The sequence below is a fragment of the Mariniflexile aquimaris genome (assembly GCF_042676825.1).
Classification (GTDB): Bacteria; Bacteroidota; Bacteroidia; order Flavobacteriales; family Flavobacteriaceae; genus Mariniflexile; species Mariniflexile aquimaris.
In genome coordinates this window covers 441949-465248 of the sequence record NZ_JBHTIB010000002.1, presented here as the reverse complement: position 1 = coordinate 465248, position 23300 = coordinate 441949, and the positions used below count along the sequence as shown (strand labels likewise).

Annotated in this window: 18 protein-coding genes; 13 read left to right on the top strand and 5 right to left on the bottom strand. The window is 35.0% G+C overall.

All coding sequences use genetic code 11. The annotated features are described in order from the left end of the window. Positions 1-77 precede the first annotated feature (77 nt). The 8 genes from ACFQ0I_RS02115 to ACFQ0I_RS02080 all read left to right on the top strand — a co-directional run bounded on the left by ACFQ0I_RS02115 (position 78) and on the right by ACFQ0I_RS02080 (position 10695). Positions 78-1265, top strand: coding sequence for a homogentisate 1,2-dioxygenase (locus ACFQ0I_RS02115; protein ID WP_379938919.1), 1188 nt, complete (start codon positions 78-80; stop codon positions 1263-1265). Between the two features lie 122 nt (positions 1266-1387). Beyond that, positions 1388-2545, top strand: a complete 1158-nt coding sequence (hppD, locus tag ACFQ0I_RS02110; protein WP_379938917.1) for a 4-hydroxyphenylpyruvate dioxygenase — start codon at positions 1388-1390, stop codon at positions 2543-2545. 204 nt (positions 2546-2749) lie between these two features. Beyond that, positions 2750-3532 carry a DUF3108 domain-containing protein gene (locus ACFQ0I_RS02105; protein WP_379938915.1) on the top strand — a complete coding sequence of 261 codons (783 nt, stop codon included), beginning with the start codon at positions 2750-2752 and terminating at the stop codon, positions 3530-3532. Between the two features lie 7 nt (positions 3533-3539). After that, entirely contained in the window at positions 3540-4457 is a 918-nt protein-coding gene (locus ACFQ0I_RS02100; protein ID WP_379938914.1) for a tryptophan 2,3-dioxygenase family protein, read from the top strand. Then, positions 4439-5710 (top strand): peptidoglycan DD-metalloendopeptidase family protein, encoded by a 1272-nt coding sequence (locus ACFQ0I_RS02095; protein ID WP_379938912.1) that lies wholly within the window; start codon positions 4439-4441, stop codon positions 5708-5710. The genes ACFQ0I_RS02100 and ACFQ0I_RS02095 overlap by 19 nt, the downstream gene beginning before the upstream one ends. Positions 5711-5713: 3 nt before the next feature. Further along, complete coding sequence (gene pgi / locus ACFQ0I_RS02090) at positions 5714-7333, top strand: glucose-6-phosphate isomerase (RefSeq protein WP_379938910.1); 1620 nt, start codon at positions 5714-5716, stop codon at positions 7331-7333. Between the two features lie 167 nt (positions 7334-7500). Further along, positions 7501-10155 carry a TonB-dependent receptor gene (locus ACFQ0I_RS02085; protein ID WP_379938908.1) on the top strand — a complete coding sequence of 885 codons (2655 nt, stop codon included), beginning with the start codon at positions 7501-7503 and terminating at the stop codon, positions 10153-10155. 102 nt (positions 10156-10257) lie between these two features. Then, positions 10258-10695 carry a hypothetical protein gene (locus ACFQ0I_RS02080; RefSeq protein ID WP_379938907.1) on the top strand — a complete coding sequence of 146 codons (438 nt, stop codon included), beginning with the start codon at positions 10258-10260 and terminating at the stop codon, positions 10693-10695. Between the two features lie 56 nt (positions 10696-10751). Here ACFQ0I_RS02080 and ACFQ0I_RS02075 read toward each other — a convergent pair whose 3' ends face one another. Then, on the bottom strand, positions 10752-11810 hold the full coding sequence (locus ACFQ0I_RS02075; RefSeq protein ID WP_379938905.1) for an endonuclease/exonuclease/phosphatase family protein: 1059 nt from the start codon (positions 11808-11810) through the stop codon (positions 10752-10754). A gap of 127 nt (positions 11811-11937) precedes the next feature. On the opposite strand from ACFQ0I_RS02075, the gene ACFQ0I_RS02070 reads away from it, so the two are divergent. From ACFQ0I_RS02070 to ACFQ0I_RS02060, 3 genes are read left to right on the top strand one after another with little or no spacing between them, the layout of a single operon-like run. Further along, positions 11938-14763: a carboxypeptidase regulatory-like domain-containing protein gene (locus tag ACFQ0I_RS02070; protein WP_379938903.1), complete on the top strand. Its 2826-nt coding sequence runs from the start codon at positions 11938-11940 to the stop codon at positions 14761-14763. A 12-nt stretch (positions 14764-14775) separates the two neighbouring features. Continuing rightward, positions 14776-16212 (top strand): DUF5689 domain-containing protein, encoded by a 1437-nt coding sequence (locus ACFQ0I_RS02065; protein WP_379938901.1) that lies wholly within the window; start codon positions 14776-14778, stop codon positions 16210-16212. A 50-nt stretch (positions 16213-16262) separates the two neighbouring features. Continuing rightward, positions 16263-16640, top strand: coding sequence for a hypothetical protein (locus ACFQ0I_RS02060; protein ID WP_379938899.1), 378 nt, complete (start codon positions 16263-16265; stop codon positions 16638-16640). On the opposite strand, the gene ACFQ0I_RS02055 is transcribed toward ACFQ0I_RS02060, so the two are convergent. After that, positions 16637-17608 carry an endonuclease/exonuclease/phosphatase family protein gene (locus tag ACFQ0I_RS02055; protein ID WP_379938898.1) on the bottom strand — a complete coding sequence of 324 codons (972 nt, stop codon included), beginning with the start codon at positions 17606-17608 and terminating at the stop codon, positions 16637-16639. The two genes, ACFQ0I_RS02060 and ACFQ0I_RS02055, sit on opposite strands and share 4 nt — an antisense overlap. A 197-nt stretch (positions 17609-17805) precedes the next feature. On the opposite strand from ACFQ0I_RS02055, the gene hflX reads away from it, so the two are divergent. Both hflX and ACFQ0I_RS02045 read left to right on the top strand, forming a co-directional pair. Next, the gene (hflX, locus tag ACFQ0I_RS02050) at positions 17806-19020 is read left to right on the top strand and encodes a GTPase HflX (protein WP_379938896.1); all 1215 of its coding nucleotides are present in this window, start codon (positions 17806-17808) and stop codon (positions 19018-19020) included. Between the two features lie 21 nt (positions 19021-19041). After that, positions 19042-21303 carry a transglycosylase domain-containing protein gene (locus ACFQ0I_RS02045; RefSeq protein WP_379938895.1) on the top strand — a complete coding sequence of 754 codons (2262 nt, stop codon included), beginning with the start codon at positions 19042-19044 and terminating at the stop codon, positions 21301-21303. A 55-nt stretch (positions 21304-21358) separates the two neighbouring features. Here the strand turns inward: ACFQ0I_RS02045 and ACFQ0I_RS02040 are convergent, their stop codons facing one another. From ACFQ0I_RS02040 to ACFQ0I_RS02030, 3 genes are all read right to left on the bottom strand, one after another. Further along, positions 21359-22285: a DUF3078 domain-containing protein gene (locus ACFQ0I_RS02040; RefSeq protein WP_379938894.1), complete on the bottom strand. Its 927-nt coding sequence runs from the start codon at positions 22283-22285 to the stop codon at positions 21359-21361. 78 nt (positions 22286-22363) lie between these two features. Then, entirely contained in the window at positions 22364-22870 is a 507-nt protein-coding gene (locus ACFQ0I_RS02035; protein ID WP_379938892.1) for a DUF2480 family protein, read from the bottom strand. A gap of 65 nt (positions 22871-22935) precedes the next feature. Beyond that, a complete protein-coding gene (locus ACFQ0I_RS02030) occupies positions 22936-23259 on the bottom strand; it encodes a DUF59 domain-containing protein (RefSeq protein ID WP_379938890.1) in 324 nt (107 codons plus the stop codon). Positions 23260-23300: the final 41 nt, after the last annotated feature.

The window sequence follows — 23300 nt, the reverse complement described above, 5'->3', positions numbered from 1 at the left end:
TATCTTTATATAATTGATTTTTAGTTCATTGTCACCCTAAGCGCAGTCTAAGGGTTAACTTTTAAATTCTTTAAAGTATGCCTTTTTATCACACATTAGGAAATATTCCAAATAAACGTCATACCCAGTTTAGAAAACCAGATGGCAGTTTGTATTCCGAACAGTTATTTGGCACCATTGGGTTCGATGGCATGTACACCAATAGCTATCACGAACAGCGACCAACACAAGTTAAAGAAATAAAAAAACAATACAGCGTCGCGCCTAAAATAGCCAAGGCTAATAATATTCAGTCATATCTTTTAAGAGGTTTTCAAATAAAACCAGAACAAGATTATTTGGCTAGTAGGAAAACAGTACTTATAAATAAAGATTGTGCTATTATTTTGGCGGCACCACAGCAATCTACGCACGATTATTTTTATAAAAACACCGATGCCGACGAGCTTATTTTTATTCATAAAGGCTCCGGAAAGTTGCGCACCATGTTGGGGAATCTGGAGTTTAAATATGGCGATTATTTATTAGTTCCCCGGGGTATTATTTATAAAATGGACTTCGATACCGAAGATAATCGCTTATTTATTGTCGAATCGCGCCGACCTATTTATACACCCAAACGCTACCGAAATTGGTTCGGGCAACTTTTAGAACATGCACCTTATTGCGAGCGCGATATTCGCAAACCTCAGGAGTTAGAAACCTTTAACCAAAGTGGCGATTTTTTAATTAAAGTAAAAAAACAAGACGATATTATAGAGATGGTGTATGCATCGCATCCGTTTGATGTGGTGGGCTACGATGGATACAACTACCCGTATGCATTTTCAATTCACGATTTTGAACCAATAACAGGGCGTATTCATCAACCACCACCAGTGCATCAAACTTTCGAAACCGACGCCTTTGTGGTGTGTAGTTTTGTACCTCGATTATACGATTACCATCCGCTTTCTATTCCTGCGCCATACAACCATAGCAATATAGACAGCGATGAGGTTTTGTATTACGTAGATGGCGATTTTATGAGTAGAAACGATGTAGAAGCAGGTCATATTTCCTTACATCCCGCAGGAATTCCGCATGGGCCACACCCAGGAGCAACAGAAAGAAGTATCGGTAAAACAAAAACCGATGAACTCGCAGTCATGGTCGATACCTTTAAGCCATTAATGGTTACCGAAGAAGGCATGAAAATAGCAGACGAAGATTATTATAAATCGTGGTTAAAGCCTCCCCTAACCCCTCCAAAGGAGGGGAACTGATTACTCATAATTTAAGTTTTGATAGATAATAAATGCAATTTAATTAAATAAAAAAAGTATCAATAAATACTCAAATACCCGATTTGAGTTTCTCCCCTTGGGGAGATTAAGAGGGGCTTTTTATGAAAGACATAAAATCAGTAAACTACGGTTTAGAAAAAATATTTAAAGGTGCTCAAGATTTTTTACCACTTTTAGGAACAGACTATGTAGAATTTTATGTGGGCAATGCCAAACAAGCAGCACATTTTTATAAAACCGCTTTCGGATTTCAATCGCATGCTTATAAAGGCTTAGAAACAGGTTCGAAAGATTCGGTTAGCTATGTGTTAAAGCAAGATAAAATCTGCTTAGTATTAACAACGCCACTAAACAGCAAATCAATAATAAATGAGCACTTGGTAAAACATGGCGATGGTGTAAAAGTCATAGCGCTTTGGGTAGAGGACGCTAAAAAGGCCTATGAAGAAACCACCAGCAGAGGTGCTAAATCATACATGGTACCTGTGGTTGAAAAAGACGAACATGGCGAAGTAGTTCGTTCAGGAATTTACACCTATGGCGAAACCGTTCACATATTTGTAGAACGTAAAAATTATAAAGGAACCTTTTTACCTGGTTATCGAAAATGGGAATCCAATTATAATCCAAAACCAGTTGGTTTAAAATTTATAGACCATATGGTAGGTAACGTGGGCTGGGGACAAATGAATACCTGGGTAAAATGGTATGAAGATGTTATGGGTTTTGAAAACTTTTTGTCGTTCGACGATAAACAAATCCACACCGAATATTCGGCATTAATGAGTAAAGTAATGAGCAATGGAAACGGACGCATCAAATTCCCTATAAACGAACCTGCAAAGGGTAGAAAACGATCTCAAATAGAAGAATATCTCGATTTTTACGAAGGCGCAGGCGTACAACACATTGCCGTGGCTACAGATGATATTATTACGGCGGTAAGTCAATTAAAATCAAGAGGCGTCGAGTTTTTATCGACACCACCCGAAGCGTATTATAAAGCAGTTCCCGAAAGATTGCATCAGCATAATCACGAATTACGCGAAAATATTGAAACACTGAAAAGCTTGGGTATCATGATTGATGCCGACGAAGAAGGCTATTTGTTGCAAATATTCACAAAACCAGTAGAAGACCGACCTACTTTGTTTTTCGAAATTATTCAGCGTATGGGAGCACGAGGTTTCGGAGCCGGAAATTTCAAAGCGCTATTCGAATCTATCGAGCGCGAACAAGCCAATAGAGGCACGCTTTAAGCACATGCTTAACGCTTTGCATAAGTGCTATCAATTTTTTTTATAAAAGGATTATTTGTAATATGTAACAAATAATCGTTACACGCTTCGTATTATACCAAACGGTAAAAGTTATTTTTATATTTTTGGAACAGTAATTGTAAAATCAAACTTATAACAGTAATGTAAGTTTAAAAAAATTACGTTTCTTTTACCCAATACGCAATGAAAAAAATACTACTTATAGCACTCATAATAGTTGGCATACAAAGGTCGTTTGCGCAAAGCGAATCGTCTTTTAATAGTGGTGAATGGATTAAATTCAAAATGAGTTATAGTGGTTTCTTAAAAGCAGGAAATGCAACACTATCGGTTAGTGAAACCAAATTGAATAATAAAGAAGTATATCACGTAGTTGGCAAAGGATGGACCTCCGGTATGATCAAATGGTTTTTTAAAGTAAAAGATCAATATGAAAGTTATTTCGATAAAAATTCTTTGGTTCCTTATAAATTTATTAGAAAAATAGATGAAGGCGGCTACACCAAAGATATCGAAATTAATTTCGACCATAAGGTCAACAAAGCTTTTGTAAACGACAAAAAGCACAATGTTAAAAAGGAGTTTAGCGTACCAATAGATATTCAAGATATGGTATCTACGTATTACTATTTAAGAAACTCTATAGATATTGATAAACTTAAAATAGGCGACGAATTTAAAACCAATATGTTTTTTGATGAAGAAAACTATGGTTTTAAATTAAAATACATAGGTGTAGAAACTATTGATACCGATTTTGGCAATGTTGAAGCTTTAAAATTCAGGCCTTCTGTAATGTCCGGACGTGTTTTTAAAGAGGAAGAAAGTTTAACGCTTTGGGTATCAAAAGACAAAAATAAAGTACCTTTGCGTATCAAAGCCGATTTAAGAGTAGGTTCTTTACGTGCCGATTTAGAGGCTTTTAAAGGGTTAAAGTATCCTTTTAGTATCGTTGTTCCTAATTAAATAAACATTGAAATCTAAAATATCCGATCAGCTTAAAGAAAAATACGAGGCAATAAACCAAGATGTAGAGGATTATTTAGAAGGATTATTGCATAGCAAACCCATAAATTATTGGGATTATATTCAAACAGACGCGTTGTTAAATCTTCAAATTCAACGCACGGTGTTTCCAGACGAGATGGTGTTTATTATGTACCATCAAATTAACGAATTGTTGTTTAAAATGATACTTGTTGAAATAGAACAGGTAGCAAAAAGTGATGCCTTAACAACCGAATTATTTACTAATAAATTAATGCGTATTAGCAGGTATTTCGATATGTTAACCTCGTCATTTAGCATCATGAAAGATGGTATGGACGTTGATCAATACAATAAATTCAGAACCACACTTACACCAGCAAGCGGATTTCAAAGTGCACAATATCGGAAAATAGAATTTGCTTCAACAGAGCTTATCAATCTAATCGATAAAAGATTTAGAGATTCCATAGATAGAAAATCTTCATATCAAAATGCCTTCGAACACCTCTATTGGCAGGCCGCAGGGAAAGATTATAAAACAGGCAAAAAAAGTTACACATTAACAGTTTTTGAAGAAAAATATAAAGACGAATTCCTTAGATTTGCACAGTTTTATAGCACAAACAATTTATACTCTAAATTTAAATCACTTCCACAGGAAGATCGAGAAAATCCAGAGTTAGTTAAAGCCATGCGTCATTTTGATTATACAGTCAATATTAATTGGGTTATGGCACATTATAATACAGCAAATCATTATTTAAATATTGGTGGTAAAACTGCCGATGCAACAGGAGGAAGTGAATGGGTAAAATACATGCATCCAAAATATCAAAAGAGAATATTTTTTCCAAGTTTATGGACAAAACAAGAAATCGAAGAATGGGGAACAAATATTTAGTATTATTAGCAGTAGCATTAGTTTTTATAGGCTGTAAAGAAGAGGTGAAAATCCCTGAAATCGTGGAAGAAAAACCAGCCGACATTTACGAATTCGGTTTTAATCTTAGTGATTTTGTAGTAAAGAGAGATACCATTAGAAGTGGCGATAGTTTCGGTGCTATTTTAGATAGGTACAAAATTGAGTACCCAAAAATATTTTCTATCGCAGAAAAAGCCAGAGATACGTTCGATATTAGACGCCTGCAAATAGGAAAGCCATATACCTTATTATGTTCTAAAGATTCTTTAGAAAGACCAAAGTGCTTTATTTATCAGCCTAATATGGAAGAGTATGTGGTAATTAATTTTCAAGACTCCATTCATGCCTACACCAGTAGAAAGCCTATTAAATATGTTGAAAGAACGGTAACAGGCGTTTTAAATACAAGTATTTCTGAAACCTTAGATAAAAAGGGGATAAGTCCAATTTTAACCAACATGCTGGCAGAACAAATTTATGCTTGGACCATTGATTTTACACGCCTTCAAAAAGGTGATACCTTTAAAGTAATTTATACCGATAAGTATATAGATGATACCATTTATGCAGGCATTCAAAACGTAAAAGCTGCGTATTTTAATCACAAAAAAACACCGTATTACGCCTTTAGGTACCGAACAGATTCAATAAAGAATATTTATGAATATTATAACGAAGCTGCTAAAGATTTACGACGCGCCTTTTTAAAAGCACCAGTTCAATTTAGTAGAATTTCTTCAAAATATAATTTAAACAGGCGAATTGCTTATTATGGTTTTGCATTGCGTCCTCATAAAGGAACCGATTTTGCAGCACCTATCGGCACGCCTATTTTAGCAACTGCCAACGGAACGGTAACGGAATCGCAGTATAAAGGCGGTAATGGTAATTATGTAAAAATTAGGCATAACTCCACTTACGAGACCCAATACCTGCATATGCAAAGACGCAAAGTAAATGTGGGGCAGCATGTAAAACAAGGCGATGTAATTGGTTGGATTGGGATGACCGGAAATACCGGTGGGCCGCATGTTTGCTATCGTTTTTGGAAAAATGGTAAGCAAGTTGACCCGTTTAAAGAAAAATTATCGCAATCTGAACCAATTAAAGAATCCCTTAAAGGCGATTATTTAACTTTTATAAAACCAATAAAGCGTAAATTAGATGCGTTACCTGTTTTTGATGAATCCAAAGAAAAAGAGGTCAAACCAACTGTAACTCAAAAAACATAGATTATGTCATTACCAACTATCAATCCAACAGCGACAAAAGCTTGGACAAAACTTCAGGAAAATTTTAGCAAAATAAAAGATGTACACATGAAAGATTTGTTTGCTCAAGATAAGGAGCGAGCAAATAAATTCACAGTAAAATGGGATGATTTTTATGTGGATTATTCTAAAAATAGAATAACAGAAGAAACCTTAAAGTATTTATTAGAGTTGGCCGAAGAGGTTAAGCTAAAAGAAGCCATTAACAGCCAATTTTCTGGTGAAATAATAAATCAAACCGAAGGAAGAGCCGTATTGCATACCGCATTGCGTGCGTCAAAAAATGCCGATTTTAAGGTAGATGGTGTAAATGTGATGCCAGAAATATATCAGGTAAAACAAAAAATTGAAGCCTTTACAAACGAAGTTGTTAACGGAGAAAGAAAAGGATTTACAGGAAAAGCGTTTACCGATGTGGTTAACATTGGTATTGGCGGTTCAGATCTTGGTCCGGCCATGGTTGTAGATTCGCTTCAGTATTATAAAAATCATTTAACCACCCATTTTGTAAGTAATATAGATGGCGACCATGTTAATGAAGTTATTAAAAAATTAGACCCGGAAACCACCTTATTTGTTATCGTTTCTAAAACCTTTACGACACAAGAAACGCTTTCAAATGCGAATACCATCAAAGCTTGGTTTTTAAAATCTGCTAACGAAGATGCTATTGCTAAACATTTTGTGGCTGTTTCAACAAACATTAAAAATGTGAAAGCCTTTGGAATAGACGAGAATAACATTTTCCCAATGTGGGATTGGGTTGGAGGTCGTTTTTCTTTATGGAGCGCTGTGGGCTTAACCATTAGTTTAGCCGTAGGTTACAAAAACTTTGATAGTTTGTTGCAAGGTGCCAACAAAATGGATAATCATTTTAAAAATGAAGACTTTAAATCCAACATCCCGGTTATTTTAGCTTTAATAAGTGTTTGGTATAACAACTTCTTTAATGCAGAAAGCGAAGCCATCATTCCATATTCGCAATACTTAAATCAGTTTGCTACCTATTTACAGCAAGGTATTATGGAGAGCAATGGTAAAAGTGTAGACCGCAGTGGCAATCCTATAGATTATCAAACAGGTACGCTTATTTGGGGAGAACCTGGTACAAATTCACAACACGCCTTTTTTCAATTAATACATCAAGGAACTAAATTAATCCCGGTAGATTTTATTGGATTTGTAAAGTCGTTACATGGTAACAAAGACCATCAAGATAAATTAATGTCTAACTTTTTGGCACAAACCGAGGCGTTATTAAATGGTAAAACAGAAGCCGAAGTGGTAGCAGAAGGTGCGTCAGACGAATTAAAGCCTTTTAAAGTGTTTCAAGGAAACAAACCAACAAATACTATTTTTATTAATAAACTAACACCAGAAAGTTTAGGGAAATTAATAGCGACTTATGAACACAAAATATTTGTTCAAGGCATAATATGGAATATCTTTAGTTACGACCAATTTGGGGTTGAATTAGGAAAACAATTAGCGAGTAAAATTTTACAAGAATTTAACGCAGATTCTATTAACAAGCACGACTCGTCTACATCAAATTTATTGAATTTTTATAAGCAAAATTCGTAATTTGCAATAAGATATTTATCTTTTTTTCATAAAGGGTGTCAATAATTCAATTGTTGACACCTTTATTTTTATCAACAAATTGTTAAATTTCTTAACAATTGGGTAATATATATCAACTAATTATACGTATTTTTGTGGCGACTAATTCAATTAATTATTTCTTTATTATGAAAAAAATCACGAAGTATTTATTTTTTTATGTAGTGTTGTTATGCTCTACAACTATTATGGCACAAAGTACTGTAACGGGTACTATTGTTGATGCCGAAATTAATTCGCCATTACCAGGTGCAAATATTGTTGAAAAAGGAACCACCAATGGTGCTTCTACAGATTTTGATGGTAAGTTTAAGTTGCAAACTAAAGCAACTGCAGGACAAATAGTTATTTCATTTGTTGGCTACGGTTCAGTTACTCTTAAATTTAATGGAAACACCAATTTAGGTAACATTAAATTGTCGTCTGACAATTCACTTGATGAGATCGTAATTACTGGTTCTGGAATTATCGATTTGGCCAAAGACAGACAAACTCCTGTTGCGGTATCTACTATTAAGGCAGCAGAAATTGCGATTAAAGGTGGTAATCAAGAATTTCCAGAATTATTAAAATCTACACCTTCTATCTACGCTACTAAAAGTGGTGGTGGATTTGGTGACGCGAGAATTAATACGCGTGGATTCGATCAGTCTAATACCGCATTCTTAATCAATGGACAGCCAATTAATGGAATGGAAGATGGTAAAATGTACTGGTCTAACTGGCAAGGTGTTACCGATGTGGCAAACGCAATTCAGGTGCAACGTGGTTTAGGTTCTTCAAAATTAGCGATATCATCTGTTGGTGGTACAATAAATATTGTTACTAAAACAGTTGACAAAAGAGAGGGTGGTTTTTTCCAAACTATGGTTGCAAATAATAACTATTTAAAAACAACAGCTTATTATTCAACTGGTTTAAATGAAAAAGGATGGTCTTTTTCATCTTTATTAGGTCACTGGCAAGGTGATGGTTACAACCAAGAAATGTACGGTACAGGACAGACTTACTTTTTCTCTGTAGGATATGTGCCAAATGAAAACCACACTTTTAACTTCTTAGTTACTGGTGCTCCACAAAATCATAATCAAAGAAATCGATATACAATTGCTCAGTTATTAGACAAAGGTTTAAAATATAATGATCAATGGGGTCTTTTAGATGGAGAAAGAATAGCTGCAGGTGCTGGTAATTATTACCACAAACCAATTGCCAATTTAAGTTGGGACTGGACAATGAACGAAAAATCTAATTTATCCACAGTACTTTATGCTTCTTATGGTAGAGGAGGTTCTATTGGTTTAAGAAATTATAGTTCAGATGTTGGTGATTATTTTGATTTAGATAAACAAACTAGTATTAATCAATCTATTCCACGAACAGACGGATTGCTTGTTGGATCTAGAAGAACTACTTATGCTCAAGGAAAGGTTGATGTAATCAGATCTAGTGTAAATGAACATAAATGGTATGGAATTGTATCGAATTTTAACCACGAATTAAGCGAAACATTAAGTTTTAATGTTGGTTTTGATGGTAGATCTTACCACGGTGAGCATTACAGACGTGTTGTTGATTTCTTAGGTTTAGATGGTTGGGATGACGATACAACAAATTTACAACAAGGAACAGCTGCTACTACAGGAGTTGCTGATACAGGTTACTATGTAACTGAGGCTTATAGCGCTAATGCATGGGCGGCAACATTTCACAATACACCAAGAAGTCAAAGAATTGGCTACGATAACCCAGAGAATATTCGTTATATAGGCGGTTTCGGTCAATTAGAATATGCTAAAGATAATCTATCGGCATTCGTTCAAGGAGCTTATTCTACACAATCAAACCAACGTTTTGATTACTTTAATTATGTTAAAGGTAATGAGAAGTCTGAAAAAGTAACAAACGATGGTTACAACGTAAAAGCTGGTGCTAATTATAATATTAATGAGCAACATAATGTATTTGTTAATGCAGGTCATTATTCACGCCAGCCATATCAAGATAATATGTTCTTAAACTTTAGAAATGTTGTGAACCCGTTATTAACTAACGAAAAAATCACTGGTTTTGAAGGTGGTTACGGTTTTAGAGGAAATACCTTTGCGGCAAACGTTAACGTATATCATACTACTTGGGCTGATAGAGTTGTAAGCGGAAGTTTAAGTACAGGTGACGGATTTTACCAATATCAGGGAGTAACACAATTACATCAAGGTGTTGAAATTGATTTTACTTATAAACCAACAAGTGAGTTAATGTTTAAAGGATTTGCGTCTTTTGGAGATTGGAAATATGATGGTAATGCATCACAAACTGTTTACGACGACAATCAAAATGTAGTTGCAGAAGGAGATCCTTTATATCTTGACGGTACTAAAGTGGGTGATGCTGCTCAAACATCTTATGGTTTAGGTGGGCGTTATGAATTCTTAAAAGGTTTCAGTATTGATGCTGACTGGTATAGTTACGACGATTTATACGCTGCTTTTGCACCAACAGATTCTGAATTTTCTACAGCTAACAACAGAGGTTCTGTAAAATTACCATCTTATAGCTTATTGGATGCTGGTTTAACTTATGATTGGAGAATAAATGACAACTATGGGCTTGTATTACGATTAAATGTTAATAACGTTTTAGATGAAGAGTACATCGCAGAGTCATTAACTAATATACATGCAGGTACTGGTGATGCTACTTATAAAGGTGTATCTACATCAAACCAAGTTTATTTTGGTTATGGTCGTACTTGGAACTTTAGTATGAGATTAAAATTCTAATCAAAAAATAAATAAGTGTTAATTCAAACCGCTTCAATAGAAGCGGTTTTTTTATTTCATAATTTACTACATTTGTTTTTATAAATTTAAAATATTCATTACATGTATAACGTCGTAAAAAACCTCCATTCGTATTGGGCTTATCTAGTAGTAATTATTTTAATTATTGCAGTAGCAAATGCTATTATTAAAGCCGTTGGCGATAAAGAATATGAAGCTAAAGATTTTAGAATTTCTCTTTTTACTTTAATCGTTTCGCACATTCAACTGCTTATAGGTTTAGTGTTGTACTTTGTGTCGCCAAGATTCGAATTATGGGCTGAGTTAGGAGGCGAAGTTATGAAAAATGCTTTGGCAAGATTATACCTGGTAGAGCATCCCTTAGTTAATATCATTGCGGTGGCATTAATTACTATTGGATATTCTAAACATAAAAAGAAATTAACGTCTAAGTTTAAATTAAAAACATTAGCTATTTATTATACGCTAGCTTTGGTATTACTTTTATCGCGAATACCATGGAGCGACTGGTTAAGTTAGAAAACAAAAAAAAGCGACTATTTAGTCGCTTTTTTTTGTTTTTTAATAAGGTTCTTTTACTCTGCAGTGACTTCTTTAACCACATAAACATATACAGGGAAATGGTCGCTAAACCCATCTGTAAAGCCACCATAAGACCAACTTCGTTTTGGGTAGCCTTTATAAGTGCCGCTTTTATCTATTAAATAATTTTTATTGTAGATGCCAGATTTATAAAGTCTGAACGATGAAAAATCTTTTTCCAGTAGCGGTTTGGTTAATAATATTTGATCAAATAAACTCCATGCATCTCGATAAGCGGTTGTGCCTAATCCATTTCTAAAGAAATTTTCATAGGGATTATATAGGCCTTTTAAAGCTACTTTTTTTCTGTTCCTTTCAGCTTTCAATTCGTTTTTAATACTCGAATCGGTAGGGTTGTCGTTTAAATCGCCCATAACAAATATTTTGGCATAAGGATCTATCACTTGAAGCGAATCTACCAAATACTTCGATAATTTAGCTGCGGCCTCTCTATTAGGTTTGCTTTTTGCTTCACCACCACTTCTAGAGGGCCAATGGTTCACTAAAACATGTATCAAGTCACCTTCCAGTTCGCCACTTACTAGTAATTGGTCTCTGGTATAAATACGAGATCCATCACTTTTATCATAAATTTTTAATTCATGACTACTCGTATTTATGGGTTTAAATAATTGTTTTTGGTATAAAAGGCCAACATCAATACCCCTAATATCGGGCGAATGATAATGGATAATGCCATATTTTTTATCTCTCAGTAAAGTGTCGTTTACTATATCTTCTAAAACCTCTTTGTTTTCAACTTCACAAACCCCAATAATAGCGGGCGAGTTATTGGTATCTTCTTTTCCAATATCCGATAAAACACGCGCCATGTTTTTTATTTTCTTAGTATAAATTTCGGCTCGATTTGTTTTTAATTCCATAATCGGGCTCGATTCATCAAACTTGGTAGGATCGTTTATGGTATCAAATAAGTTTTCGAGGTTGTAAAATGCAACGGTATGGATCTTAAATAGTTTTTTTTCTTGTGCTTGTACGTGTATTAAAGCACACGAAAAAAGAATTAAGATTGAAAATTGTACGTATTTCATTAAAAAACTGATAAAGTGACGAATCTTTTTACTACAAAAGTTAAACCAAAATTAAATATTAATTAATAAATAATGTAAATTAGTTTTTTAAATAATAGCTTGGTTACTAATATATTAAATTATTTCAATGGGGTGGAATAAGAAATTATTGTTTTTTTGCTTTGGATTGTTTTCCGTGTTAAGCAGCTCGGGGCAACAAACCATTATAAAGGGCAGCGTTAAAGACGGTGTTACTTTCGAGCCTATACCAGAGGTTGTTATCACCATTGAAGAAACCAAACAATTTACCCGAACAAACAGTAAAGGCGAGTTTGTATTTTCTGAAACGGTGCCATTGGGTGAACAAATATTAAGAATTTCGAAGGAAGGGTTTATTACCAAAAGATATCCAATTATAGTTAACGAGTTTAAAATTGTTGATATTTCGGATATGACTTTGGAAGTTGATTTATCAGAATCGCATGATTTGTTTACGATTATGCTGTCTGATGATGAATTAGATGATGATATTGGCGGCATTGATAATATTTCTGGAATTCTTCAATCGTCGCTCGATGTTTTTCAGCGCACAGCAGCTTTCGAGTTTAGTTCGTCATTTTTTAGAATGCGAGGTTTAGATTCCGATAACGGTTCCGTTTTAATTAATGGTATCGAAATGAATAAACTGTTTAACGGGCGACCGCAATGGAGCAATTGGGGTGGTATAAACGATGTTTTACGAAATCAAGAATTAACATCGGGTTTAACGCCATCCAATTATAATTTTGGTGGCGTTTTAGGTTCAACAAATATTAATACAAGAGCATCTTTGTATAGAAGTGGTGGTCGTGTTACCTACTCATCATCCAATAGAAGTTACACGAACCGTTTGATGGCAACCTATGCATCAGGTTTATTAAAAAACAATTGGGCGTATACCATTTCGTTAGGAAGACGTTGGGGTAACGAAGGCTATCAAGAAGCAACTTTATACGATTCCAATTCCTTTTTTGCTTCTGTAGAAAAGAAAATTAATGATAAGCATAGTATAAATTTTACGGGGGTTTATGCACCAAACAGACGTGGAAAATCTTCCCCCAACACCCAAGAAGTTTACGATTTAAAAGGCATTAAATACAACGAATATTGGGGTTGGCAAGATGGTGAAAAACGAAATTCCAGAATGAAAGAGGTTGACGAACCGATTGTGATGTTAAGTCATTATTGGGAAATTACTAGAAAAACAACGCTTGCCAACACCGTTGCCTATCAATTCGGAAAACAAGGAAATAGCCGGTTGGATTATAATGGTACCGATTTAGTGAATGGTTTTCCTGAAGGGGGTGGCTCTAACCCAAGCGGTACTTATTATCAAAAATTACCAAGTTATTTTGAACGCAATTTTCCAAACGATTTAGGTTTTGCCTATATAGCGCAACAGGAATTTTTAAACAATGGGCAACTTAATTGGAACGATTTATACAGTGCTAATATTAGTAATGCAACACAAGGAGGGAATGCCATTTATGCCTTGTATGAAGATCGCGTAGACGACAAACAAATGTCATTTAATTCTACTTTGAATTCTCAAATTAATGAACATATATTATTGAATGCATCGATTAATTATAAGTCGTTGCAATCTGAAAATTATGCCAAGGTGCTCGATTTACTTGGTGCAAATGGCTATTTGGATGTAGATGGGTATGCCAACGATTTTGTAAATAATCCGGAAGCAATTCAAAACAATTTGCAAAATCCAAATAGAATTGTTGGCGTTGGAGATATATTTAAATACAATTATATTTTTAATGCCGACATTATTAGTTTATACGCAAATTCTCAATTTAAATACAATAAGATAGATTTTTATGTGGCAGGAAGCGTAACAAACTCAAGCTATCAACGCGAGGGTATTTTTGAAAACGGTTCGTTTCCTGGAAATCAATCTTTTGGAAAAGGACAAAAAATCGATTTTCTAGGATTTGGTGCCAAAGCGGGAGCCACCTATAAATTTTCAGGCAAACATGTGTTCGATGTTAATGTTGGCTATATTTCAAAAGCCCCTTCCATTCAGAACACCTATTCAAATTCGAGAGAAAACCATAATATAGTACCTCATATTTCCGAAGAAAAAATTAGCAGTATCGATGCGAGTTATATTTTTAGATCGGCATTGGTAAACGCCAAATTAACGGGTTATTACACACAAATAAAAGATGCGAATGAAATCTCATTTTTCTTTGCCGATGGTATAGGGGCTATCAATGCATTTTCGGACACTGGGTTTAATGAAAATGCCAATTTTGTACAGGAAATTCTTCAAGGTGTTCAAAAACAACATATTGGTGCAGAATTAGGTGTGGAAGCCCAAGTTACTACAGATATTAAACTAAAAGGTGCTTTGGCAATGGGTCAATTTATCTATAATAATAACCCAGATTTGTATTTGTCTTCTGAAGATTTTACCAATGTGTACTTAGGACCATCTAATTTAAAAAATTACAAATTAGCTGCAGGCCCGCAAACAGCCTATTCGGTGGGTTTTGAATACCGCGACCCCGATTATTGGTGGTTTGGAGCAACCGCAAACTTTTTTAGCAACACGTATATCGATATCAGTCCGTTAACCCGAAGCTCCAATTTTAATACAGATGTTGATGGACAGCCTTTTAATGATTATGATGAAAATCTTGCCAAGACATTATTAAAGCAAGAACGGTTTGGCGATTATATGGTTATAAATCTTACTGGAGGAAAATCGTGGCGCATTGGTGATAAGTATATTGGTCTGTTTGCAAGTGTAAATAATCTTTTAGACGAAGTATATAAAACAGGCGGATTTGAACAATCGAGAAATGCCAATTTTAGTGAGTTAAGAGATGATAAAGCCTTAAATAAACCTGTGTTTGGTTCAAAATATTGGTATGGTAGAGGCGCAACTTATTTTATTAATGTGAATTATAGATTTTAAAATATAGGAATTATGAATAACATAAATAAATTTTTAACAGCTATGTTAATGGTTGTTAGTTTTATCGGGTGTGTGCAAGACGACGACTATGCGGTTCCAGATACTAGCATTTTAGAACCTAATATTTCAGCAAATAGTATTACAACATTTAAAGCCATCGTTGAGCGCTATGAGCAGGCGGTTAATGGTGGAAATGCAACTGTTTTGATACGTGATGAACAGGATTTGTACATTACAGGTTATGTTATTTCCAGTGATAAAGGCGGTAATTTTTTCGAAGAATTAATCATTCAAAATAAAATGGATGATAGTGACCCAGATAACGATCCGCGTTTAGGATTAAAAATTGAAATAAATGCGAGCAGTCTATATAACACCTATGAAGTTGGAAGAAAAGTATATGTTAAAATGAATGGTTTAACAATTGGCTTATCAAATGGTGTAATAGCTATTGGTAAAGGAGATTCCAATAGTTTGAAGCAAATTCAGGCATCAGAATATCGAAATATTATTTTAAGAGGTGCTGAAGTAGTAACCCTAACCCCAAAAATTGCAAACATTCAGGATTTGACAGATAGGGACGAAAACACCCTTATTCAATTAAACAATATGCAAGTAAATCGATTCGATTTGGGCTCCACTTTTGCTGGCGAATCTACCGATGAGTTTGATGGGTTTCGTATTTTGGAAAGTTGTAGTTCAGGCGTTTCTGTAATGTTGCAAACTAGTACGTTTGCCGATTTTAAATCGTTACCAGTTCCGCAAGGGAAAGGATCTATACAAGGTATTTTCGGCAGGGATTATGGCGACGATTTTAATGTGCTGATGATTAACAGTACAGCTGATGTTAATTTTGATACTTCAGAACGATGCGATCCATTAGAATTAAATTGTGGATTAGCTACGACTTACGGAACCACCAATTTGTTTTATGAAAATTTCGAATCGCAAACAAATAACCGATTAATTTCAGGCAACGGTTGGACCAATTATATAGAAGTTGGATCCGAAGGATGGGAAGCTTTTTCTTCAACCTCATCTAACGCCTCTTTAGGGCGTTCGGCACGGGTGCAAACTGCTAGTTCTGGTGATGTTAGTAATATTACTTGGTTAATAACACCAGCCATTAATTTAACGGGTAAAAATGGAGTAACACTCAGGTTTAAAACATCCAATAGTTTGGCTGATAGCAGTTTTATGGAGGTGTTGTATTCCTTAAATTGGGATGGTACAACTGCAAATATTAAAACGGCTACTTGGGGCGTGTTATCTGCGGCCTATGTGGTAAAAGATTCCGATTCGTTTGTGCCTTGGTTTAATTCTGGAAATGTCGATTTATCTTGCGCCACCGGTACTATACACATTGCATTTAAGTATACAGGAGGCGGACAAGAGTCGTTTGACGGGGTTTATGAGTTGGATGAAGTTAGTATTGATTATACACCGTAATAAACATTAAATTTGAAAAGTGAAATACAAATTCATATAATCACGAATCCATGACCACTTTCGACATCCTATTCTATAATATTTTCACTTTTTTCAAACCTAAATACAAACAAAAATCTAACGGTATTGCTATTGTTTATATTTCTGTGTTACAATGTACTTTAATTTTACTTTTAGGTGTATTCTTCGCTAAATTTTTTAGTCAAATGAATATAATCACCATGTCAAAAGAAAAAGCTTGGTCTATATTTATTTTGGCTTCAGCATTTGTGTTCTTTAAAAATTGGATGCAATACACAGGAAAAAGGCGCATGATGATTAACTCCAAAATGACACAAAAAGGAAAATCACCGTATAATATCTGGTTGCTTTTATTGTTGCCAATTTGTGTTTTAGTGCTGGCTTTTATTCTTTTTCAGGCGGCTTAATTCTTTTTAAAAACAGCATACACCGGAAAATGATCGCTGTAACCACCGGCATATTTTTTGCCAGCATAAGTTCTAAAGGGCGACCCTTTAAATTTTCCTTTGGGGATTTTTAAGAAGTCTTCATCAAAGATATTGGCAGTTTCATATTCAAACCGATTTGGAGTATTATCAAAAAAACTGGTGGATACAATTATTTGGTCGAATAAATTCCATTGGCGGTTATGGTAGGTGGTGCCTCGGCTAAATGAACGCAAGGTTTCCATTGGGTTAAATAAATTTGAATTTTCAACCAGCTGTTTCATACTATTGTTGGATGGGTTGTCGTTAAAATCGCCCATAACAATAATTTTAACACCGTCTGATGCTTCTCGTAATCTGGCAATAATCTCGGTTACTTTATTGGATGCTGCCATACGCTTTGGTTCCGATTCTTTTTCACCTTCACGTCTAGACGACCAATGGTTTATAATCACATGAATAGCTTCACCATCTAACAATCCAGAAACCAATAATATGTCTCGGGTATAATCGGGTAAACCTTCGCTATTTTCTAAAAAAATTCTAAACACTTCAGAATGTGTGACTTCAAAAGCTGTAGTATCATATAATAAGGCTACGTCAATGCCGCGTTCATCTAGAGAATTATAATGCACGAATTTGTAATGGCAATCTTTTAAGGGGTTGGTTGCAAGTAAATCTTCAATAACTTTGGCATTTTCCACTTCTGCTAGTCCAACAAGAGCCGGATGGTTCCCCGTTTCTTTTTTTCCGATATTAGAAATGGTATAACCTAATTTTCTAAGTTTATTGTCATAGCGTTTGGGTGTCCATTTTTTAACATTAATTGGAAGAAAATCGTCGTCGTAGGTACGCGTATCGTCATAAATATCGAACAAATTTTCAACATTGTAAAAGGCAATCGCTCGTAAATTATGTTCCGCCATATGGTCTTCAATAGAATCGTTCATAAACTAAAATTAGCTTTAAAAATATAAAAATTAAAATGGCTGCAATTATGTAACTTTGCAAGAGTTGAGTTTTTACCTTGATATAATGGTGGAAACTATTTTTATTTAGATTCCTGCTCTCGAAACTTGAGGATGGGGAATCACAATTTAAAAGGAAACCTTGATTTAGTTTCAAGGAGTTTTTTAAAGTTTTTTTTATGATAGAGAAGAAAGATGTTTCTTTAGAAAAAGCAGTTTTAATAGGTGTTATTACTAAAGATCAAAACGAAATTAAATCGGAAGAATATTTAGACGAGTTAGAGTTTTTAACCTACACCGCAGGTGGCGAGGTGGTAAAACGCTTTACTCAAAAAATGGAAAGACCAGACCCCAAAACATTTTTAGGCTCTGGTAAAATTGATGATGTTCGGAAGTATATTGAAGAAAACGAAATAGGAACAGCCATTTTTGATGACGAATTATCGGCATCCCAAGAACGCAACATAAGTAAAATTTTAAACTGCAAAGTATTAGATAGAACCAATTTGATACTCGATATTTTTGCGCAACGCGCACAAACAAGTTATGCAAGAACGCAGGTAGAACTGGCGCAATGCGAATATCTATTACCACGATTAAGAGGGATGTGGACGCATCTTGAGCGTCAAAAAGGGGGTATTGGTATGCGTGGTCCTGGAGAAACAGAGATTGAAACAGATAGACGTATTGTTCGCGATAAAATAGCTTTACTCAAAGAAAAAATTAAAACCATAGACAAACAAATGTCCGTGCAGCGTGGAAACCGAGGCGCCATGGTGCGTGTCGCATTGGTTGGGTATACGAATGTGGGGAAATCTACGTTAATGAATGTAATAAGCAAAAGCGAAGTGTTCGCCGAAAATAAATTATTTGCGACTTTAGATACCACGGTTAGAAAAGTAGTGATTCAAAACTTACCGTTTTTGTTGAGTGATACGGTTGGTTTTATTCGTAAACTGCCAACACAATTGGTCGAGAGTTTTAAAAGTACGCTGGACGAAGTTCGAGAAGCCGATTTATTGTTGCATGTAGTAGATATTTCGCATCCAAATTTCGAAGAGCATATTGAGTCTGTAAATAAGATTTTAGGCGAAATAAAGAGCTCAAACAAACCCACCATTATGGTGTTTAATAAGATTGATGCTTATAAGGCAGAACCGTTAGATGCGGATGATTTAGAAACAGAAAGAACATCCGTACATTACACTTTAGACGAATGGAAACGCTCGTGGATGAGTAAAGTTGGAAAGGATAATGCCTTGTTTATTTCGGCTTTAAATAAAGAGAATTTAGAAGATTTTAAAAAACGTGTTTACGATGAGGTTCGCGAAATTCATGTCACGCGTTTTCCGTATAACAAATTTTTATACCCCGATTACGATGAAATGAATTAGTCATTTCAATAACATATGAAGATGATTAAAAACATACTTAAAAAGAAATGGATAAAGTGGTTATTAATCGTTTTTACTTCGGTTCTCGTATTCTTTTTAGCACTTTATTTTAGTATTTATTTAGGACTTTTTGGAAAGGTGCCAAACACCAACGAACTAAGTTCTATCAAGCAGGAAGAAGCTACTCAGGTTTTGGATAGAGACGGGCAGTTAATTGGTAAATATTATATTTACGATAGGCAGCCTTTGCACTTTGATGATTTTCCGAAACACCTTATTGATGCTTTGGTGGCCACCGAGGATGTTCGCTTTTATGAACATGATGGTATAGACAATGTAAGTTTGTTGCGGGTGTTTGTTAAAAGCATTCTTCTGCAAGATAAATCTTCTGGAGGAGGAAGCACCATTACCTTACAACTGGCTAAAAATCTGTATGGAAGAACTAGTTACAGATCTTTCAGCATGGTAATTAACAAGTTTCGAGAATCTATTATTGCTAAACGTATTGAGGAGATATATTCTAAGGAAGAAATTCTTACCATGTACCTTAACACTGTACCATTTTCCGATAACACCTATGGCATAGAAAGTGCCGCCCGCAAATTTTTTAATAAACCTGCTAAACAGTTAAATCATGTTGAAGCAGCGACCTTAATAGGCTCTTTAAAGGCGAATAGTTATTACAACCCCAGATTGCATCCAGATAGAAGTTTACAACGTCGTAATGTGGTGCTTAGTCAAATGGGGAAATATGGCAGCATTCATCAAGATTCTGTAAATATATATGCTAGCAAACCTTTGGGATTGGATTATAAATCGTTTAATCATAATGTAGGCATCGCACCCTATTTTAGAGAGCAGGTTAAAAAAGAATTGGCGACTATTTTAGAAACTATTACAAATCCTGATGGAGAGCCGTATGATTTGTATCGTGATGGCCTTATTGTACACACAACGCTCGATGTTGGTATGCAACAACTGGCAGAAGAAGCCATGAAAGAACATTTGTCTGTTTTGCAACGGGAATTTGAAGCGTCCTTTGGAAATCAAGCACCATGGCGAAAAAATAAACAGTTGGTTGAAGCAGCTGTTAAAGCATTACCCAAATATAAATCCTTTAAAACAGCTGGATTAACAAATAGGCAAATACAGGATTCATTTGCTGTTAAGAATGCAATAGAAGTGTTTGACTGGAAGGGGGATACCGTTAAAAAAATGAGTGTGTTGGATAGTTTACAACATTATCTAAAGTTTTTAAATACGGGCATGCTAAGTGTCGAGCCTAAAACAGGCGCTATTAGAACCTATATTGGCGGAATTGACTATCGTTACTTTAAATACGACCATGTATCGCAAAGCGAACGACAGGTAGGTTCTACATTCAAACCTTTTGTTTATACGGCAGCGATTGAAAATGGTATGAAACCCTGCACCTATTTTTCGTTGGCACCAATAACCTATACCAATTACGATAACTGGACACCTACCAATTCTGGCGGTGAAACCGAAGATCCTAATATTAACTATAATCTTGAAATGGCGTTGAGTAATTCGGTAAATACCATCGCCGTAAAAGTGATAAATGAGGTAGGAATCGATAAGGTTTTAGAACAGGCTCGTAAAATGGGTATTAACAAAGAATTGCCCAATTTACCTTCCATCGCTTTAGGAGTCGCAGAGATAAATTTAAAAGAACTTACCGGTGCTTATGCCAGTTATGTAAATAGTAGCATGCCTGTAAAACCTTATTGTATTACCAAAGTTACAGACAGAAACGGACGTATCCTGGTGTCTTTTGAACCAGAAAAAAGAGAAGCAGCTTTTAGCGATTATACGCGGCAAGTAATGCTTGAAATTATGAAATCGACCGTTAACACGGGTACGGCATCACGATTGCGAAGCACGTACAATTTAACCAATGATATTGCAGGAAAAACAGGAACAACACAAAACAATAAAGATGGTTGGTTTGTAGGTATTACGCCAAATTTAGTAACGGTTACTTGGGTTGGTCACGATAATCATGCCATTGGTTTTACAAGCACTAGGTTAGGACAAGGCGCTAATTCTGCATTGCCAATTTTTGCTAAGTTTTATTCGAAATTAAATAAGGATAGGCATTATAACAGCATTACAAAAAGTCGTTTTGAAGCGCCTTCTGATGTTGTTATTTCCGATTTAAATTGCGAAGACACCAAACGTGATGGCTTTTTAAAACGGTTATTTAAAAAGAAGAATAAAACGAAAAAATTTAAAGGCGATAAGCAGCGTAAAAACCAATAAAAAAAGTGCTTCGTTTACGAAGCACTTTCTTATTATATAAAAGGGAATTTTTTAATTAAAACTTATAGCTTAAACCAACGGTGTAATAAGTTTGTAATTTGTTGTCTAAATCGTCAAACGACGTTGCTTCTGCTGGTGTTTGCGCCAAAGCATAATTTAAAGCTTCTTGTTTATTGTTTCTTAAACCAAAATCGAAACCAACACCAATCATTTTCCATAAGGTATAGCTAAATGAGTTTGTCCATGTCCAATTTGAGTAATCCGCACTTTTATAACTTTGGAACATCGATAAATTAGTTTTAAAATTTACCGCCCCAATTTGTCGTGTGTAGTCCGCAACAATTTTAGCACCTAGAGACGATTCGAAAACGGTATCCCCTTCGCTAAATACAAAATTGTAGTTTAATGGATGAATCACCACGATTAAATTATTTATTGGTGTCCAAGTGGCTCCAACCCCTAAATCTAAATAGCCAGGGTCGTTAAAGTTATTTAAAAGTGTAGTTCTGTATTCCATTAAGCCCGAAGCTGCTAATGTTTTGGTGATATTTCGTCCGTATAAAGAAGAAATATTGAAGACATCTGTAGTTGCTTTAAAGCTGTCGTCGTCAAGAGGGTTGTCTTTATTATCTAATTTTACCCAGTTTAAATTGGTTGATAACGAATTTCTCCAGAAGAATTTGTCTTCAATTAAATTCGCATAAGCATTTAATGTAAAGCCTATATTACCCGATGAATTGTTCGGTGCACCTTGAGCGTACCAGTTGTTAAAATTTGATAAGCTTCCACCTATGGTACCAAAAGCGCCTTTTCTCCAACCTGGAAGTGCGTCTATTTTGGCTTGTATAGCTTTGGCTTCGCTAATTAATGCGTTACCTGCAGCCTGTTTTTCGGCTTTTTGGGCTTGTAATTCTTCTTTAGTCTGTGCATTTATTGTACTAACAGCAATAAATAAGCTAAGTAATAATAAAAGTTTTTTCATATGAATTAAGTTTGTGAATATTTGTTTAACCATACTAATAAGACACAAATTAGTCAATTGGTCACATTACTTTAAAAATTATTTGCTTTTATAAAGCGGCACCGAAGAACACGCCTCGCCATACATAATAGATTTGGCAACGGGTTTTAGCTTGTTTGCCAGCATAATGTAGGCATTCTGCGGAACTGGTTTTTTTGAACAGCCTTTTATAATGATTGGCATATCTTTAAATTCAGAAACATCCAGATTGGTAATAATATCTTGATAAATGGCCGTTTCTAAGGCTTCTAAATCGCCGATGATAACGCGTTTGGCATAAGGCTGCAACTGAATGCTTATCAGCATAAACGCCCACCCAGGAATGATGGCATCAGTACTGCAGGTTAAGGCAACGTAGCTATCTTGATATTGCGCCCAATTAAATTCGGCAACCTGGTTTCTAAAATCTTTTTCGCGTAAAACCAATCCTTCAAAAAGCCAGTCTTTAATATCAAATAACACACGAGGGCCTTTCGGGTAATAATCCTCTAGGTTTACCGTTACTAATTTGCTATTCGCTACGCGATTTATAATTTCGTCTTCCAAAAATGTATGTTGTTAAGGTATTGAATATTTTGATGCAATGCTGAAAACTGAGACTGAAAACTGACTTATAGCATTCCTAATTCTAACCTAGCTTCTTCACTCATTAAATCTTGTGTCCAAGGCGGATCGAACGTAATCTCTACAATGGCAGATTTAACTTCGTTCAACGATTTAATTTTTTCTTCAACTTCCAAAGGCAAAGTTTCTGCTACCGGACAGTTAGGTGTTGTTAAAGTCATTAATATTTTTACGTCGTAATCTTCGTTAACAAATACGTCGTAGATTAATCCTAGTTCATAAATATCAACAGGGATTTCTGGGTCGTAAATTGTTTTTAAAACACCTACTATTTTTTCGCCTAACAAGGCAGTATCTATTGCTTCACTCATTTTTTTAATTTTTTTTGTCATTCCCGCGCAGGCGGGAAACG

Coding starts and splice junctions, on each gene's coding strand:
- ACFQ0I_RS02115 (WP_379938919.1), top strand. CDS start 78: ATGCCTTTTTATCACACATTAGGAAATATTCCAAATAAACGTCATACC.
- hppD (WP_379938917.1), top strand. CDS start 1,388: ATGAAAGACATAAAATCAGTAAACTACGGTTTAGAAAAAATATTTAAA.
- ACFQ0I_RS02105 (WP_379938915.1), top strand. CDS start 2,750: ATGAAAAAAATACTACTTATAGCACTCATAATAGTTGGCATACAAAGG.
- ACFQ0I_RS02095 (WP_379938912.1), top strand. CDS start 4,439: ATGGGGAACAAATATTTAGTATTATTAGCAGTAGCATTAGTTTTTATA.
- pgi (WP_379938910.1), top strand. CDS start 5,714: ATGTCATTACCAACTATCAATCCAACAGCGACAAAAGCTTGGACAAAA.
- ACFQ0I_RS02085 (WP_379938908.1), top strand. CDS start 7,501: ATGAAAAAAATCACGAAGTATTTATTTTTTTATGTAGTGTTGTTATGC.
- ACFQ0I_RS02080 (WP_379938907.1), top strand. CDS start 10,258: ATGTATAACGTCGTAAAAAACCTCCATTCGTATTGGGCTTATCTAGTA.
- ACFQ0I_RS02075 (WP_379938905.1), bottom strand. CDS start 11,810: ATGAAATACGTACAATTTTCAATCTTAATTCTTTTTTCGTGTGCTTTA.
- ACFQ0I_RS02070 (WP_379938903.1), top strand. CDS start 11,938: ATGGGGTGGAATAAGAAATTATTGTTTTTTTGCTTTGGATTGTTTTCC.
- ACFQ0I_RS02065 (WP_379938901.1), top strand. CDS start 14,776: ATGAATAACATAAATAAATTTTTAACAGCTATGTTAATGGTTGTTAGT.
- ACFQ0I_RS02060 (WP_379938899.1), top strand. CDS start 16,263: ATGACCACTTTCGACATCCTATTCTATAATATTTTCACTTTTTTCAAA.
- ACFQ0I_RS02055 (WP_379938898.1), bottom strand. CDS start 17,608: ATGAACGATTCTATTGAAGACCATATGGCGGAACATAATTTACGAGCG.
- hflX (WP_379938896.1), top strand. CDS start 17,806: ATGATAGAGAAGAAAGATGTTTCTTTAGAAAAAGCAGTTTTAATAGGT.
- ACFQ0I_RS02045 (WP_379938895.1), top strand. CDS start 19,042: ATGATTAAAAACATACTTAAAAAGAAATGGATAAAGTGGTTATTAATC.
- ACFQ0I_RS02040 (WP_379938894.1), bottom strand. CDS start 22,285: ATGAAAAAACTTTTATTATTACTTAGCTTATTTATTGCTGTTAGTACA.
- ACFQ0I_RS02030 (WP_379938890.1), bottom strand. CDS start 23,259: ATGAGTGAAGCAATAGATACTGCCTTGTTAGGCGAAAAAATAGTAGGT.